The organism is Pseudomonas sp. W15Feb9B, assembly GCF_000828175.1.
GTDB classification, from domain to species: Bacteria; Pseudomonadota; Gammaproteobacteria; order Pseudomonadales; family Pseudomonadaceae; genus Aquipseudomonas; species Aquipseudomonas parakoreensis.
In genome coordinates, this window is record NZ_JTKF01000036.1 from 69,112 (window position 1) to 84,251 (window position 15,140).

The 15,140-nt window shown below is 59.8% G+C and carries 11 protein-coding genes; all 11 read right to left on the reverse strand.

Annotation, left to right across the window (positions count from 1 at the left end):
* Entirely contained in the window at positions 1 to 1,632 is a 1,632-nt protein-coding gene (locus tag OC71_RS19000) for a CTP synthase (protein ID WP_003222153.1), read from the reverse strand.
* A gap of 274 nt (positions 1,633 to 1,906) precedes the next feature.
* Positions 1,907 to 3,235: a tRNA lysidine(34) synthetase TilS gene (tilS, locus tag OC71_RS19005; RefSeq protein ID WP_041072318.1), complete on the reverse strand. Its 1,329-nt coding sequence runs from the start codon at positions 3,233 to 3,235 to the stop codon at positions 1,907 to 1,909.
* A 132-nt stretch (positions 3,236 to 3,367) separates the two neighbouring features.
* Entirely contained in the window at positions 3,368 to 4,315 is a 948-nt protein-coding gene (locus OC71_RS19010) for an acetyl-CoA carboxylase carboxyltransferase subunit alpha (protein WP_041072320.1), read from the reverse strand.
* A 139-nt stretch (positions 4,316 to 4,454) separates the two neighbouring features.
* A complete protein-coding gene (gene dnaE, locus OC71_RS19015; protein WP_041072322.1) occupies positions 4,455 to 7,976 on the reverse strand; it encodes a DNA polymerase III subunit alpha in 3,522 nt (1,173 codons plus the stop codon).
* Between the two features lie 76 nt (positions 7,977 to 8,052).
* Entirely contained in the window at positions 8,053 to 8,679 is a 627-nt protein-coding gene (gene rnhB / locus OC71_RS19020; RefSeq protein WP_041072324.1) for a ribonuclease HII, read from the reverse strand.
* Between the two features lie 8 nt (positions 8,680 to 8,687).
* Positions 8,688 to 9,818, reverse strand: coding sequence for a lipid-A-disaccharide synthase (gene lpxB, locus OC71_RS19025; protein ID WP_041072326.1), 1,131 nt, complete (start codon positions 9,816 to 9,818; stop codon positions 8,688 to 8,690).
* A gap of 2 nt (positions 9,819 to 9,820) precedes the next feature.
* Entirely contained in the window at positions 9,821 to 10,597 is a 777-nt protein-coding gene (lpxA, locus tag OC71_RS19030; protein ID WP_041072328.1) for an acyl-ACP--UDP-N-acetylglucosamine O-acyltransferase, read from the reverse strand.
* Positions 10,594 to 11,034 (reverse strand): 3-hydroxyacyl-ACP dehydratase FabZ, encoded by a 441-nt coding sequence (gene fabZ / locus OC71_RS19035; RefSeq protein WP_003222142.1) that lies wholly within the window; start codon positions 11,032 to 11,034, stop codon positions 10,594 to 10,596. The genes lpxA and fabZ overlap by 4 nt, the downstream gene beginning before the upstream one ends.
* Before the next feature lie 106 nt (positions 11,035 to 11,140).
* Entirely contained in the window at positions 11,141 to 12,196 is a 1,056-nt protein-coding gene (lpxD, locus tag OC71_RS19040; protein ID WP_041072330.1) for a UDP-3-O-(3-hydroxymyristoyl)glucosamine N-acyltransferase, read from the reverse strand.
* Positions 12,197 to 12,199: 3 nt separating this feature from the next.
* A complete protein-coding gene (locus tag OC71_RS19045; protein WP_003222140.1) occupies positions 12,200 to 12,703 on the reverse strand; it encodes an OmpH family outer membrane protein in 504 nt (167 codons plus the stop codon).
* 45 nt (positions 12,704 to 12,748) lie between these two features.
* Complete coding sequence (gene bamA / locus OC71_RS19050; protein WP_041072332.1) at positions 12,749 to 15,139, reverse strand: outer membrane protein assembly factor BamA; 2,391 nt, start codon at positions 15,137 to 15,139, stop codon at positions 12,749 to 12,751.
* Between the last annotated feature and the right edge of the window lies 1 nt (position 15,140).

Consider the following 15,140-nt stretch of genomic DNA (forward strand, 5'->3'; position numbering starts at 1 on the left):
TTACGCCTTCTTCTGGTGTTGAGCCAACGCTGCTTTTACGAAACCGCTGAACAGCGGGTGACCGTCACGAGGCGTCGAGGTGAACTCCGGGTGGAACTGGCAAGCGACGAACCATGGATGATCCGGCGCTTCGACCACTTCAACCAGCGCGGCGTCAGCGGAGCGACCGGAGATTTTCAGGCCGGCTTCGATGATTTGTGGCAGCAGGTTGTTGTTCACTTCGTAGCGGTGACGGTGACGTTCAACAATCACGTCCTTGCCATAGCAGTCGTGCACCTTGGAGCCGGCTTCGAGCAGGCATTCCTGAGCGCCGAGGCGCATGGTGCCGCCCAGATCGGACGCTTCGGTACGCACTTCAACCGCGCCAGTGGCATCTTCCCACTCGGTGATCAGACCCACGACCGGATGGCCGCTGGCGCGATCGAACTCGGTGGAGTTGGCGTCTTTCCAGCCCAGCACGTTACGGGCGAACTCGATGACCGCCACTTGCATGCCCAGGCAGATGCCCAGGTATGGAACCTTGTTCTCACGAGCGTACTGAACGGCCGTGATCTTACCTTCCACACCGCGCAGACCGAAGCCGCCCGGCACGAGGATCGCGTCGACACCTTCGAGCAGCGCGGTGCCCTGGTTCTCGATGTCTTCGGAATCGATGTAACGCAGGTTGACCTTGGTACGGTTGGTGATGCCGGCGTGACTCATCGCTTCGATCAGCGACTTGTAGGCGTCCAGCAGTTCCATGTACTTGCCGACCATCGCGATGGTCACTTCGTGCTCTGGATTGAGCTTGGCATCGACAACCTTTTCCCACTCGGACAGGTCGGCGCCGTTGCATTGCAGGCCGAAACGCTCGACGACGAAATCGTCCAGACCCTGGGCGTGCAGCACGGCCGGGATCTTGTAGATGGTGTCGACGTCTTCCAGGGAGATCACCGCACGTTCTTCAACGTTGGTGAACAGCGCGATCTTGCGACGCGACGACACATCCACCGGATGGTCGGAGCGGCAGATCAGCACGTCAGGCTGCAGGCCAATCGAACGCAGCTCTTTAACCGAGTGCTGGGTTGGCTTGGTCTTGGTCTCGCCAGCGGTGGCGATGTACGGAACCAGGGTCAGGTGCATCAGCATCGCGCGCTTGGAACCGACTTCCACACGCAGTTGACGGATGGCTTCGAGGAACGGTTGCGATTCGATGTCGCCAACGGTACCGCCGATTTCCACCAGGGCCACGTCGGCATCGCCGGCACCCTTGATGATGCGACGCTTGATTTCGTCGGTGATGTGCGGAATCACCTGGATGGTTGCACCCAGGTAATCACCACGGCGCTCTTTGCGCAGCACGTGCTCGTAGACACGGCCGGTGGTGAAGTTGTTGTTCTGGGTCATGGTCGTGCGGATGAACCGCTCGTAGTGGCCCAGGTCCAGGTCGGTCTCGGCGCCGTCGTGGGTGACGAACACTTCACCGTGCTGGAACGGGCTCATGGTGCCCGGGTCGACGTTGATGTACGGATCCAGCTTAAGCATGGTGACCTTAAGCCCCCGCGCCTCCAGGATGGCCGCCAATGAAGCCGAGGCAATGCCTTTCCCCAATGAAGAAACAACACCGCCCGTGACGAATATGTAGCGCGTCATGAAAAACCCTAGAAGTCTGCGTTAAAGCGGTACGAGCCGCCGGGGAAAGCGAAGGAAGGCCGAAGCCCCCGATCACCTGCATTAATCACAGTGCACCTTTCAAAAAAACCGCCGCGTTGGGACAGACCGGCAGATGAAACACCGGTACGTTGCTCGCTACACATTTTTTGGAATCGCCCAGCAAAGACTGCTTGGTAATCGGCAACTCCTGCAATTCAGGCGAATCCACAGAAGTTGTATCAAGAAGGGAGCGTAGTCTACCGGAATGCCCCTTTCATCTCAAACCTTGATCTTCGTCTGTTGGCTGCCAATGCAATTTCCAGCCGTCCGGCCCCTGCCCGTCAAGGCCCGGCAGGTTCGCCACGGCGAGCAATTCTGCGCCGCGAAACAGCAGCGGCAATCTGCCACGGACGAAGCCCGGCACCGCGCGCTCATTGAGCAGGCGCTTGAGATCGCGGTGGCCACGATCGGCCAGGTGCATGACTTCGCCGCCCTGTCGATAGCCAATCCGTAACGGCCCGATGGGAGTCTGCCCGCTGAACATGACACGCCCGTTATTCGCCAAGGGTAGCGGCATCGATGGGTCATGCCAGTCAACGCTGACCGCTGGCGCACGCAGCCAGTCGCCGTTCAACCACCATAACCGACCAGCGCTACGATGCAGTTCGCCATCGGCCAGACGCCAGACCGGGGATGCATCATTGGCAGCGCCGCACAGGTTGTCCCAACCCGACCAATGGTCAGTATCGGGCAGCCGGGTCAGCGGTTCGAGCCAGTGGCTGAGTGCATTGCGCTGACGAGCGGCGGACAAATTCGCCAGCGGCACCAACTCCAGCGACGGCAGGTCCAGCCATGGAAACCCGCTCGGCGTGGCGGCTTGTGCCAGATCGAGCTGCGCCAGCTCATCGAGCAGGCCTTGCGCCTCACGCAGGTGCGCCGCGCTGCGCGCCATGCTCGCCTGCGCTTGCGGCCAGCGCGCGGTGAGCAGCGGCAGCACCTGATGACGCAAGTAGTTGCGGGAGAACTGCCGGTCTTCGTTCGACGGGTCTTCGATCCAGTGCAACTGATGCGCACGGGCGTACGCCTCAAGCTCGGCACGCGTGGCATCGAGAAGAGGCCGCAACAGCGTGCCCTGCCCCAACGGTCGCTGCGCCGGCATCGCCGAAAGTCCGCGAACGCCGGCACCGCGCATCAGGCGAAACAACAGGGTTTCCGCCTGATCATCACGGTGCTGCGCGGTCAGTAGCACGTCATCCGCTTCGGTCAGCGACATGAACGCCGCGTAACGCGCCTCCCGCGCCGCCCTTTCAAGACTGGCGCCGGGCTGCACCATCACCCGCATCACGTGCAGCGGCACACCCAGCGCATCGCAGACCGACTGACAATGCGCCGGCCACGCATCGGCCGCAGCCTGGAGGCCGTGGTGGATATGGATGGCGCTGAGCGCAGGAAATGATTCGGTTTTTGCCAGATCGGCAAGCAGGTGCAGCAGGACGGTGGAGTCGAGACCACCGGAAAACGCGATGCGCCAATGAGCGGCGTCGCGCCAAGGCTCAAGGTTGCGCAAAAGCCGTGAAGGCAAATCAATCATGGACTGACCCATACCTTTCTCTTTGCCCCAAACAACTGTGGGAGCGAGCCTGCTCGCGAAGACGGTTTAACATTCAACTCATTCGTCGAGTGTCATACCGCTTTCGCGAGCAGGCTCGCTCCCACATGGGTATCGCGCTTCGACTTAGAGTCCGTAGCTCATCAGACGATCGTAACGGCGCTTGAGCAGCGCTTCGTTGTCGAACTTCTTCAGCATCGCCAGTTGCGAGCTCAGTTCGGCACGGATCGACGCAGCGGCAGCGGCCGGATCACGATGGGCGCCGCCCAGTGGCTCGCCGATCACCTTGTCGACGATACCCAGACCTTTCAGGCGCTCGGCGGTGATGCCCATCGCCTCGGCAGCGTCCGGCGCTTTTTCGGCGGTTTTCCACAGGATCGAAGCGCAACCTTCCGGCGAGATCACCGCGTAGGTCGAGTACTGCAGCATGTTCAACTGATCGCAGACACCGATCGCCAACGCACCGCCGGAACCACCTTCACCGATCACGGTGGCGATGATCGGGGTTTTCAGGCGCGCCATCACGCGCAGGTTCCAGGCGATGGCCTCGCTCTGGTTGCGCTCTTCGGCGTCAATACCCGGGTAGGCGCCCGGAGTATCGATGAAGGTCAGGATCGGCATCTTGAAACGCTCGGCCATTTCCATCAGACGGCAAGCCTTGCGGTAGCCTTCCGGACGCGGCATGCCGAAGTTGCGGCGTACCTTCTCGCGCACTTCGCGACCCTTCTGGTGACCGATAACCATCACTGGCTGGTCTTCCAGACGGGCCACGCCACCCACAATGGCGGCGTCGTCGGAGAAGTGACGGTCACCGTGCAGTTCGTCGAACTCGGTGAAGATGTGCTCGATGTAATCAAGGGTGTACGGGCGTTTCGGGTGGCGCGCCAGGCGAGCGATCTGCCAGCTGGTCAGCTTGCCGAAGATGTCTTCGGTCAGCGTGCGGCTCTTGTCCTGCAGGCGGGAGATCTCATCGCCGATATTCAGCGAATTGTCATTACCGACCAAGCGCAACTCTTCGATCTTGGCTTGCAGGTCGGCGATCGGCTGTTCGAAATCTAGAAAATTCGGGTTCATAGGCGTCCGTCTTGGGTCGTGTCCCAAATGAGCTTGGGCCGGCCGGTTGTCTATTCGCGCCCTACCTTAAGGGAGAGGCGCGCTGAGGTCGAGATTAAAAATTCAGGTTGTGGGCAAGCGCAATGATGGCACTTGCCGGTCAACGGTATTGGAGGAAGACGTTGTCTCGCCCGAACTGGTCACGCAGGGCTTGAATCAACGCATCCGCCGGGTCGATTCGCCAGGTCTCGCCAAACTGCAGCAAGGTCTTCGCATCCGGGCTGGTGTACTCCATGGTGATCGGGCACGCCCCGCGGTGACGCTTGAGCAGCTCACCCAACCAGCGTAGCTGATCGCCTTTCAAGTCCTGAGAGTGCAGCTTCAGGCGCAGGCTCTCGGCCAGATTGGTCCGTGCATCTTCCATGCTCATCACCCGTTTGACCCGCAGGCGCAGGCCGCCGGAGAAGTCGTCGTTGCTGACCTCGCCTTCAACCACCACCATCGCGTCGGTCTGCAACAACGACTGCGCGGAGTGGAACGCATCGGCAAACAGCGACGCCTCGATCCGTCCCGAGCGGTCATCGAGGGTGATGAAGCCCATCTTGTCGCCCTTTTTGTTCTTCATCACGCGCAGGGCAATGATCATCCCGGCCACGGTTTGCGTGTCGCGAGCCGGTTTCAGGTCGATGATGCGCTGCCGGGCGAAACGGCGAATCTCGCCTTCGTACTCGTCGATCGGATGACCGGTCAGGTACAGGCCCAGAGTGTCTTTCTCACCCTTGAGCCGCTCCTTGAGGGTCAGCTCCTTGGCCTTGCGGTGCGTCGCGTAGACGTCGGCATCTTCCTCGACGAACAGCCCACCGAACAGGTCGGCATGACCGCTGTCGCGGGTGCGCGCAGTCTGCTCAGCCGACTTGATTGCCTCTTCCATCGCCGCCAGCAGCACGGCGCGGTTGCGGTCGATGTTGGCCTGATAAGCCTTTTGTTCATCGTGGAAGTACGGGCCGAGACGATCCAGCGCACCGCTGCGGATCAAACCGTCCAGCGTACGTTTGTTGATGCGCTTGAGGTCGACCCGGGCACAGAAGTCGAACAGATCCTTGAAGGGACCGGCCTGACGGGCCTCGGTGATCGCTTCCACCGGGCCTTCACCGACACCTTTGATCGCGCCCAGGCCGTACACGATGCGGCCTTCGTCGTTCACCGTGAACTTGAACTCCGAAGTGTTCACGTCCGGCGCGTCGAGGCGCAGCTTCATCGTGCGCACTTCCTCAATCAAGGTCACGACCTTGTCGGTGTTGTGCATATCCGCCGAAAGCACCGCCGCCATGAACGGCGCCGGGTAATGGGCTTTCAGCCAAGCGGTCTGGTACGACACCAGGCCGTAAGCGGCGGAGTGGGACTTGTTGAAGCCGTAACCGGCGAATTTCTCCACCAGGTCAAAAATGTTACCGGCAAGATCCGCATCGATATTGTTCGACGCACAACCTTCAATGAAACCGCCGCGCTGCTTGGCCATTTCTTCGGGTTTCTTCTTACCCATCGCCCGACGCAGCATGTCCGCACCACCGAGGGTGTAACCGGCCATGACCTGGGCGATCTGCATCACCTGTTCCTGATACAGGATGATGCCGTACGTCGGCGCCAGTACCGGTTGCAGGCCTTCATACTGGTAATCCGGGTGCGGATAAGCCAATTCGGCGCGACCGTGCTTACGGTTGATGAAGTCATCCACCATGCCCGATTGCAGTGGGCCCGGACGGAACAGGGCCACCAGTGCGATCAAGTCTTCGAGGCAGTCAGGCTTGAGCTTTTTGATCAGCTCTTTCATGCCCCGGGATTCGAGCTGGAACACCGCGGTGGTTTCAGCTTTTTGCAGCAACTGATAAGTCGGTTTGTCATCCAGCGGGATGAACGCGATGTCCAGCGGCGGCTCGTTGACCTTGGCGCGGTCGCGGTTGATGGTTTTCAGCGCCCAGTCGATGATCGTCAGGGTCCGCAAGCCGAGGAAGTCGAACTTCACCAGACCGGCCGCCTCAACGTCGTCCTTGTCGAACTGGGTCACCAGGCCATCGCCGGCCTCGTCGCAATAGATAGGCGAGAAATCGGTCAGCTTGGTCGGGGCGATTACCACACCACCGGCGTGCTTGCCGACGTTACGCACCACGCCCTCGAGCTTGCGCGCCATCTCCCAGATTTCCGCCGCTTCCTCATCGACCTTGATGAAGTCGCGCAGGATCTCTTCCTGCTCGTAGGCTTTTTCCAGGGTCATGCCGACTTCGAACGGAATCATCTTCGACAGACGATCCGCCAGGCCGAATGACTTGCCCTGGGCTCGCGCCACGTCGCGCACCACCGCCTTGGCGGCCATGGAACCGAAGGTGATGATCTGGCTTACAGCGTTGCGGCCATATTTTTCGGCCACGTAATCAATTACCCGGTCGCGACCGTCCATGCAGAAGTCGACGTCGAAGTCGGGCATCGAGACCCGTTCCGGGTTAAGGAAACGTTCGAACAGCAGATCGTATTCCAGCGGGTCGAGGTCGGTGATCTTCTGCACATAGGCCACCAGCGATCCGGCACCCGACCCACGGCCCGGGCCCACCGGAACGCCGTTGTTCTTGGCCCACTGGATAAAGTCCATCACGATCAGGAAGTAACCGGGGAAGCCCATCTGGATGATGATATCCAGCTCGAAATTCAGCCGGTCGACGTAGACCTGACGCTTGGCTTCATAGTCTTCGGTGGTGTCCTTGGGCAGCAATACGCTGAGGCGGTCCTCCAGACCGTCGAACGACACCTTGCGGAAGTATTCATCGATGGTCATGCCATCAGGAATCGGGTAGTCAGGCAGGAAGTGCTTGCCCAGCTTCACGTCGATGTTGCAACGCTTGGCAATCTCGACGGTGTTTTCGATCGCGTCGGGAATGTCACTGAACAGCTCGGCCATTTCCTCGGCGCTTTTCAGGTACTGCTGATCGCTGTAATTCTTCGAGCGCCGCGGATCGTCGAGGGCGCGGCCCTCACCGATGCACACGCGGGTTTCGTGGGCAGCAAAGTCTTCCTGCTTGATAAAGCGCACATCGTTGGTCGCCACCAGCGGCGCGCCGAGCTTGTCGGCCAGGGCCACGGCGCCGTGCAATTGCTCTTCGTCGTTGGGGCGATTGGTGCGCTGGATTTCCAGATAGAAACGGTCAGGGAACACCGCCATCCACTCCCGCGCCAAAGTCTCGGCTTCGGCCGGGTTACCGCCAATCATGGCCATGCCGATCTCGCCTTCCTTCGCGGCGGACAGCATGATCAGGCCTTCGTTGGCCTCGGCGACCCATTCGCGCTCGATGATGATCATGCCGTTACGCTGGCCGTCGATGAAGCCGCGCGAGATCAGCTCGGTGAGATTGCGATAACCCTTGGCGTTCATCACCAACAGACTGATCCGGCTCAATGGCCCGTCCGGATCCTTGTTGGACAGCCACAGGTCGGCGCCGCAGATCGGCTTGATGCCGGCGCCCATGGCGTTTTTATAGAATTTGACCAAGGAACACATGTTGTTCTGATCGGTGACCGCCACAGCCGGCATGTTCATGCCGGTCAGCGCCTTGACCAGTGGCTTGATCCGCACCAGCCCGTCGACCAGGGAGTATTCAGTGTGCAGGCGTAGATGAACGAATGAAGCCGGCATAGTGATCCTGTCCAGTTACATAGAGACAACAAGGCCCGGATTGTACCGGGCCTCGAACAAAACATCAGCCTTGCGCCTAAACCTGTGTCAGGCCTTCGCGCGCCTCGTAAGCCTGACGCACCGGGGCGAACGAGCGCCGGTGAATCGGTGTCGGGCCCAGCCGCGCCAACGCTTCCAGATGAACGGGCGTCGGATAGCCTTTATGGCCGCCGATGCCGTACCCCGGGTAGATCAATTCGAATGCCGCCATTTCCCGGTCGCGGCTGACTTTGGCCAGAATCGACGCGGCAGCGATGGCCGGCACCTTGCCGTCGCCCTGCACCACCGCTTCGGCGCGCATCGGCAGTTTCGGGCAGCGGTTACCGTCGATCATCGCCAGTTTCGGCTGCACATGCAGCCCGGCCACCGCGCGCTGCATGGCGAGCATGGTCGCGTGCAGGATGTTCAGCTCGTCGATTTCCTCGACTTCGGCGCGGGCGATGCACCAGCTCAGGGATTTCTCGATGATCTCGTCGTAAAGCTTCTCGCGCCGGGCTTCGGTGAGCTTCTTCGAGTCGTTGAGACCGAGGATCGGCCGGTTTGGATCGAGGATCACCGCCGCCGTCACCACCGCGCCGCACAACGGGCCACGACCGACTTCGTCGACACCGGCCACCAGCTCTTCGACTTCGGCGACCAGGGTGAAATCCAGGCCCATTTGCATCGTCTTGCTCATTGTTTCCGACCGATCAGGTTAAGGACGGCATCCGCCGCCTGATTGGAAGCATCCAGCCGCAGGGTTCGGTGGATTTCGTCGAAGCCTCGGGTCTGCTCTTCGCCGCCTTCGATCAATGGCAACAATGTCTGCGCCAATGCCTCGACTGTCGCATCATCCTGCAACAATTCCGGCACCAAGAGCCGTTGGGCCAGCAGGTTCGGCAGCGACACGTACGGGCTCTTGACCATGCGCTTGAGAATCCAGAAGGTCAGCGGCGCCAGGCGATACGCAACGACCATTGGTCGCTTGTACAGCAACGCCTCAAGCGTCGCCGTGCCCGAAGCGATCAGCACCGCGTTGCACGCCGCGAGGGCCAGGTGCGATTTGCCATCGAGCAAGGTGACCGGCAAGTCGCGACCAACCAGCAGCTCTTCGAGCTGAGCGCGACGCTCGGCATTGGCGCACGGGATGACGAAACGCAGCCCCGGGCGCATGGCCCGCAGACGCTCGGCCGTATCAAGGAACAGCGCGCCCAGACGACCCACTTCACCACCGCGACTGCCGGGCATCAACGCCACCAGCGGCCCGTCGGGCAAGCCGAGTTCGGCACGCGCAGCGGCGCGGTCGGCCTGCAACGGAATGGTATCGGCCAGCGTATGACCGACGAACCGCACCGGCACGCCTTTCTCTTCGTAGAATTTTGCTTCAAATGGCAACAGGGTGAGCATCAGATCGCAGCCTTCGCGAATCTTCAGCACACGCTTCTGGCGCCACGCCCACACCGACGGGCTGACGTAGTGCACGGTCTTAATCCCGGCCTGACGCAGCTTGAGTTCGATATTGAGGTTGAAATCCGGGGCATCGATGCCGATGAACACGTCCGGCTTCTCGGCGATCAGCGTGGCGATCAGGTCCTTGCGGCGCTTGAGCAACTCGCGCAGCCGCCCGAGCACCTCCACGAGCCCCATGACCGAAAGGCGTTCCATGGGGAAATACGACGTCAGGCCTTCAGCCTGCATCAACGGACCGCCGACACCGATAAACTCGACTGCCGGATGCTGCGCCTTGAGGGCGCGCATCAAACCGGCGCCCAAAATATCCCCGGAAGCTTCGCCCGCCACCAGCGCAATACGCAGATTGGCCATGATCAGCGGGTGATGCCGCGAGTCGAGGACTGGATCGAATCACGGAACAGCGCGACTTCCGAGAATTGCGCAGCAGGTTCGACCAGTTCGGCCAGCGCTTGCTCCACGGTCAGCCCCTGGCGATACACCGTTTTATAAGCGCGGCGCAGCGCATGAATCGCGTCTTCACTGAAACCGCGGCGGCGCATGCCTTCGAAATTCATGCTGCGCGCTTCGGCGGGGTTGCCGAATACGGTGACGAACGCCGGAACGTCCTTGCCGATGGCAGTGCCCATGCCGGAGAAGCTGTGCGCGCCGATATGGCAATACTGATGAACCAGGGTGAACCCGGACAGGATCGCCCAGTCGTCAACGTGCACATGCCCGGCCAACGCGGTGTTGTTGACCAGAATGCAGTGGTTGCCGATGACGCTGTCATGCCCGATGTGGGCATAGGCCATGATCAGGTTATGATCGCCCAGCGTGGTTTCCGAACGGTCCTGCACGGTGCCACGGTGAATGGTCACGCCTTCGCGGATGACGTTGTGGTCACCGATCACCAGACGGGTTTCTTCACCTTTGTACTTCAGATCGGGCGTGTCTTCGCCTACCGAGGAAAACTGGTAGATGCGATTGTGCTTGCCGATGCGGGTCGGGCCTTTGAGGACCACGTGCGGCCCGATCACAGTACCCTCGCCGATTTCCACACCTGCGCCGATGATCGACCACGGGCCGACCTCGACGCCGTCAGCCAGAATGGCCGACGGATCGATGATTGCACGAGGGTCAATCAAACTCATAGCTTGCGTTCCGCACAGATGATTTCCGCCGAGCAGACCGGCTTGCCGTCGACCGAAGCCTGGCATTCGAATTTCCAGATCTGACGCTTGCAACTGATGAACTTGGCTTCAAGGATCAACTGGTCGCCCGGCAGCACTGGCTGGCGGAAACGCAGTTTGTCGGAACCGACGAAGTAGTACAGGGTGCCGTCGGCCGGTTTTACGTCAAGCATTTTGAAACCGAGGATCCCGGCAGCCTGGGCCATCGCTTCGATGATCAGTACGCCCGGCATGATCGGGTGCGCCGGGAAGTGACCGTTGAAGAATGGCTCATTGATGCTGACATTCTTGTAGGCGCGAATGCGCTTGCCTTCAGTGTCCAGTTCCACCACCCGGTCCACCAGCAGGAACGGGTAACGGTGAGGCAGGTATTCGCGAATCTCGTTGATGTCCATCATTTCGGGGGGAAGCCTATGTAAAGATTGGGAGCGCGACTGACGCGCACTCCTCTAGCAAATCAAGGAGGCAGTCTAGAGGCTGTGCACACTTGATATGGAAATGGTATCAGCCATCAGATGAAGCATTGCTGCCGGGGGTCACTTCCCCGACGCGCTTTTCCAGCTGCTTCAAACGTCGCGCGAGGTCATCGAGCTGACGGATGCGGGCCGCGCTTTTGCGCCATTCGGCCGCCGGTTGCATAGCTGTGCCGGACGAATAGGCACCCGGCTCGGTAATCGAGTGGGTCACCATGGTCATCCCGGTCAGGAAAACGTTGTCGCAAATATCGATGTGCCCAACCAGGCCGACACCACCGGCGAGCATGCAATGCTTGCCGATTTTGGTGCTGCCGGAGATACCGACACACGCCGCCATGGCGGTGTGATCACCAACCTGGACGTTGTGCGCGATCTGGATCTGGTTGTCGAGTTTCACGCCGTTGCCGATCACGGTATCTGCCAGCGCACCACGGTCGATGGCGGTGTTCACGCCGATCTCGACATCGTCGCCGATGGTCACGCCACCGATCTGGGCGATCTTCTGCCAGATACCTTTCTCGTTGGCAAAACCGAAACCTTCACCACCGAGCACGGCACCGGACTGGATCACTACGCGCTTGCCGATGCGCACGTCGTGGTACAGCGTCACCCGCGGAGCGAGCCAGCCGCCCTCACCGATTTCACTGCGGGCACCGATGACGCAATGGGCGCCCAACGTGACCTGCGCACCGATGCGCGCACCCGCCTCGATCACCACGAACGGACCAATGCTGGCGCTTGGATCAACCACTGCATCCGGCGCAATCACCGCTGTGGGATGAACACCCGCAGTGGCTTTCGGTTTCGGATCGAACAGGTGCGAGATGCGTGCATAAGCCAGGTAAGGATCCGGCACCACCAGTGCGTGACCGGCAAAACCGTCGGCATCAGCCTCCTTGAGCAATAGCGCAGCCGCCTGGGAACTTGCCAGGTATTTGCGATATTGAGGATTTGCCAGAAAGCTCAACTGAGCTGGGCCAGCCTCCTGCAAGGTGGCTAGCCCAGTAATTTGCGTCTCGGGGTCGCCACGCAGGGTGGCGCCGAGGAACTCAGCCAACTGGCCGAGCTTGATAGTCACGGTCATGGGTTACTTCAGCTGATTCATGCGCTCGATAACCTGGCGCGTGATGTCGTACTGAGGTTTGACATCGATCACTGCGCCACGCTCGAACACCAGGTCAAAACCACCTTTCTTGATGACTTCTTCCACTGCGCTATCCAGTTTCGGCTTCAGTTGCTTGAGCATTTCGCGGTCGGCAACTGCCTTGGCTTCGTTCAGTTCCTTGGACTGGAACTGGAAGTCACGGGCCTTTTGCTTGAACTCAAGCTCCAGACGCTCACGCTCGCCCTGTTGCATCTTGTCGCCACCGGCCATCAGACGGTCCTGAATGCCTTTGGCGCTGCTTTCCAGCGTCTTGAGCTTGGTCAGTTGCGGACCGAACTTCTTCTCGGCATCCACCGCGTATTTCTTGGCCGCATCGGATTCCAGCAATGCCATCTGATAGTTCAGAACAGCGATTTTCATGTCGGCGAACGCCGGGCCTGCCACCAGTACGGAGGCCAGGAGAACCAATTGAGTCAACTTACGCACGATGCACTCCTACAAAATCCATTGTCGTTATCTTGGGTCAGACGCTTAGAACGTCTGGCCGAGGGAGAATTGGAACACTTGAGTTTCAGCGTTATCCGGTTTCTTGACCGGCATCGCCAGAGCAAAACTCAGAGGACCCAGTGCGGTGACCCAGGTCACACCCACACCAACGGAACTGGCCATGTTGCTCAGGCTGATGTCGTTGCACTGTGTGTCTGACGTGGAGCCTGCTGTCGCGTTTGTCGTCTTCTGGCACTTGGAATCGAATACGTTACCCACATCCCAGAATACCGAAGTCCGCAGGGAGCGTTGATCCTTCACGAATGGCAGCGGGAACAGAACCTCGGCACCACCCTGGATCAGCACGTTACCACCAAATGGCAACGGATCCTGGTCCGGGTCAGCGATGGTACCTACGTTACCGGTTTTGTCGAAACCACGACTCGGCGTACTACGAGGACCCAAGGTGCTGTCCTTGAAACCGCGAACCGAGTTGAAACCACCAGCATAGTAGTTTTCATAGAACGGCAAGCCGTCGGTCGAACCATAGCCGTCGCCATAACCCAGCTCGGTGTGCAGACGCAGGGTGTAGTTCTCGGTGATCGGCTGGAACAACTGACCACGGTAGTCGAGTTTGTAGAACGACAGGTCGCTGCCTGGAATCGTGGTTTCCAGTGTCAGGCTCTGGGAACGGCCACGGGTCGGCAATACACCCTTGTTCAGGGTCGATTCGGACCAGCCGGCCGACGCCTTGAAGTTCAGGTACTGATCGCCTTCCTTGTTCACGAAGTCGAAGATCTCGTCAACGGTGTACTGACCGGTCTTGATCTTGTCCTGCTGTGCGGACAGACCGAAGGTCAGACGCGAAGTCTCGCTGATCGGATAGCCAACGTTGACGCCGGCACCCAGGCTGTCTACCGCATAGCTGGCTACATCAATGTTGAGATCTTTGTAGTCGGTGGTGCGATAGAACGCGTTGTAACCCAGGCTCACGCCATCGGCGGTCCAGTAGGGGTCAACGTAGCCGAAGTTGTAGCGGCTCTGGTATTCGCTGCGAGTCAGGCCCACGCTCACACGGTTACCGGTACCCAGGAAGTTGTTCTGGGTGATCGAACCACCGAGGATCAGACCGGCGCTCTGGGCGAAACCGACGCTGGCGGTGATCGAACCGGAAGCTTGTTCTTCAACGGCGTAGTTCACGTCCACCTGGTCGTCGACACCCGGTACAGCCGGAGTCTCGACGTTCACTTCCTTGAAGAAGCCCAGACGTTCAAGACGGGTCTTGGACTGGTCGATCAGGTAGGTCGAAGCCCAGCCACCTTCCATCTGACGCATTTCACGACGCAGCACTTCGTCTTCGGACTTGGTGTTGCCACGGAAATTGATACGGTTGACGTAGGCACGCTTGCCCGGATCGACGGCGAACAGGATGTCCACGGTGTGATCGTCGTCATGCGGCTGAGGAACGCCATTGACGTTGGCGAAGGTGTAGCCCTCGTTACCCAGGCGACGAGTGATCAGTTCGGAAGTGGTGGTCATCAGCTTGCGCGAGAACACCTGGCCTTTCTGCACCAGCAACAGCGACTTGACCTGGTCTTCAGGGACTTTCAGGTCACCGCTGAGCTTGACGTCACGTACGGTGTACTTCTCGCCTTCGGTGATGTTGACGGTGATGTAGACGTGCTTCTTGTCCGGGGTGATGGATACCTGGGTCGAAGCGATATCCATGTTGATGTAACCACGGTCCAGGTAGTAGGAACGCAGACGCTCCAGGTCACCGGACAGCTTTTCACGGGCGTACTTGTCATCGTTCTTGAAGAACGACAGCCAGTTGGTGGTTTTCAGCTCGAACAGGTCGATCAGGTCGTCATCAGGGAAGACCGTGTTACCCACCACGTTGATGTGCTGGATCGCGGCCACGGTGCCTTCGTTGATCTTCACTTTCAGCGCCACGCGGTTGCGCGGCTGCGAGACCACTTCGGTATCGACGGTCGCCGAGTAACGGCCCTGGGCAACGTACTGACGCTGCAGCTCGTTACGGACACCTTCGAGGGTGGCACGCTGGAAGATTTCACCTTCGGACAGACCGGACTGCTTCAGGCCTTTCATCAGGTCTTCGGTAGAGATCGCCTTGTTGCCCTCGATCTCGATACTGGCGACCGACGGACGTTCGACGACCGTGATCACCAGAACGTTGCCTTCGCGGCCCAGCTGGATATCTTGAAAGAAACCGGTTTTGAACAACGCACGAGTGGATTCCACCAGGCGACGATCATCCGCCTGCTCGCCGACGTTCAACGGCAAGGCACCAAAGACGCTACCCGCGGAGACCCGCTGGAGGCCGTTGACGCGAATATCAGAGATAGTGAAGGACTCGGCGTGAACTTCGGCGATCATCAATACGGTGAGAACCGCAGTTAGCAGCAGACGTTTCATG